Origin of the sequence: Pengzhenrongella sp. (assembly GCF_036565025.1) — a bacterium.
Taxonomy (GTDB): Bacteria; Actinomycetota; Actinomycetes; order Actinomycetales; family Cellulomonadaceae; genus Pengzhenrongella.
Genome location: NZ_DATCNW010000245.1, coordinates 1 through 1,881 on the forward strand (window position 1 = coordinate 1; position 1,881 = coordinate 1,881).

At 72.9% G+C, this 1,881-nt stretch carries 3 protein-coding genes and 1 pseudogene; 2 read left to right on the forward strand and 2 right to left on the reverse strand.

Features of this window, described 5'->3' with window-relative positions:
• Window positions 1-378 (forward strand): annotated as a pseudogene (locus tag VIM26_RS14280) (thiamine-phosphate kinase); the annotation flags it as partial.
• Between the two features lie 40 nt (window positions 379-418).
• Here VIM26_RS14280 and VIM26_RS14285 read toward each other — a convergent pair.
• The gene (locus tag VIM26_RS14285; protein WP_331952292.1) at window positions 419-943 is read right to left on the reverse strand and encodes a GNAT family N-acetyltransferase; all 525 of its coding nucleotides are present in this window, start codon (window positions 941-943) and stop codon (window positions 419-421) included.
• A gap of 119 nt (window positions 944-1,062) precedes the next feature.
• Window positions 1,063-1,254, reverse strand: a complete 192-nt coding sequence (gene rpmB, locus VIM26_RS14290) for a 50S ribosomal protein L28 (protein WP_331952294.1) — start codon at window positions 1,252-1,254, stop codon at window positions 1,063-1,065.
• Between the two features lie 223 nt (window positions 1,255-1,477).
• Here rpmB and VIM26_RS14295 point away from each other — a divergent pair.
• Window positions 1,478-1,881: DAK2 domain-containing protein (locus VIM26_RS14295; protein WP_331952296.1), on the forward strand; the 404-nt coding region annotated here is incomplete at its 3' end.

The following is a 1,881-nucleotide window of genomic DNA, read 5'->3' on the forward strand; positions in this document are numbered from 1 at the left end:
GGCGCCGGGCCGGTCGCCGCCCGCGCGGGCGCGACGTCGATGCTCGACCTGTCCGACGGGTTGCTCCGGGACGCGGGCCGGATCGCGCGCGCGAGCGGCGTCGTGCTGGACCTGGACCCGGTCGCCGGCGCGTTCGCCGAGGACCTCGCGGTGCTCGCGGGCGCCGCGCGGGTGCTCGGGGCGCGGGCAGCGGACTGGGTGCTCGCGGGTGGCGAAGATCACGGTCTGCTCGCGACCTTCCCGCCGGGCGCGGTGCTGCCCGAACCGTTCCGCGCCGTCGGACGGGTCCGGGCGGCCGGACCCGACGGGCCGACCGTGCTGGTCGCCGGAGCGCCGCCGGAGACGGCGTCGCCGGGCTGGGACCATTTCGCGCGGTGAGTGCGCGCGACGAGTTCGCGCGGTCCGGGCTCGGCGGCGCTCAGCGGTGGCGGTAGCGGACCTCGCGCAGGACCTGACCGCCGACCTCGTTCAGCTTCTCGGTGCCGTCGGGGGTGAACCCGTGGCGTCGGTAGAAGTGCCGGGCCCGCTCGTTCTCCGCCAGGACCCACAGCGAGATCGGTGCGGGTGGCTTGATGGACCCGAGCAGGGTGCGCATCAGGTCGCGCGCCACGCCGCGGCCCCACATGCCCGGGTCGAGGTAGATCGAGTAGATCTCCTGCTCGTTGCGCGCGACGTCCTCGTCGCGGCTCGGACCGATGGAGGCGAAACCGAGCACCGCGTTGTCGACCTCGGCGACCCACGTCTGCACGCCGTCGTCCGGGCCCTTGCGCAGTACGTCCGCCCAGCGTGCCTGGCTGACCTCGGGGTCCAGGGAGGCCAGGTACTCGGCCGAGACGATCCCCGTGTAGGCCTCCTGCCAGGAGGCAATGTGCACCCGGGCGATCGCCAGCGCATCGTCCAGCTCGGCGGTCCGGATGGTCACTTCACCGAGAGTCTCGCTCATGGCCAAAGGATGCCATCGCCGGGCACCGTCGCGCAGTAGTTCGCCCGGGACGAGACAGCAAAGAACCCGCCGGGTTGACCCCGGCGGGTTCTTCGGAAAGCAGTTACGAGCCGAAGGGCTCAGACGTGCCGCACGACCTTGTTGGCCTTGAGGCACGAGGTGCAGACATTGAGGCGCTTGGGGGCACCCGCGACAACAGCGCGCACGCGCTGGATGTTCGGGTTCCAGCGACGCTTTGTCCGTACGTGCGAGTGCGAGATGCTGTGCCCGAAGCCCGGGCCCTTGCCGCAGACGTCGCAGTTGGCAGCCACGGTTTCTCCTGATCGTCGTGCACGCCGCGAGGCGGCGAAGGGAATGGGTCCGGTTGCGGTGCGCACCCTGCCGGGGCGCTCCGTCGTTTGCCCGGACTCGCCGGACAACCTGGCAAGACTAGCCGACGGACGGCTCGTCACCCAAATGAGGGTGGCCGTGGGTGACATGGGGCATCGTGTGGGCGGGAGCAACAACGCATCGAGGACGAGGGGCGGGACGCAGGTGCAGCGGCTGGACGGTGAGGCGGTCCGCGCCTGGGTACAGGCCGCGACGACGGCGCTCGACGCTGCCCGCGGCGCCCTCGACTCGCTGAACGTGTTTCCCGTGCCCGACGCCGACACCGGCACCAACCTGTACCTGACCCTCGCGCAGGGCGCCGACGAGGTCGCCGCGCTGGACGCCGCCGCACCGGCCGCGGAGCTGCTCGCGGCGTTCGCGCACGGCGCACTGGTCGGGGCGCGGGGCAACTCGGGGGTCATCGCGAGCCAGTTCCTGCTCGGCCTCGCCAGGGGCTTCGACGACGGCGCCGTGCCCGACGGCGTCGGGCTGGCCCGGGCGCTCGACGGCGCGCAGCGCGCGGCGCGCACCGCCGTGGCTCGGCCGGTGGACGGCACGATCCTGACGGC

Excerpts from the sequence above, each read along its gene's own strand:
- VIM26_RS14285 (WP_331952292.1), bottom strand. The coding sequence starts at position 943 with ATGAGCGAGACTCTCGGTGAAGTGACCATCCGGACCGCCGAGCTGGAC.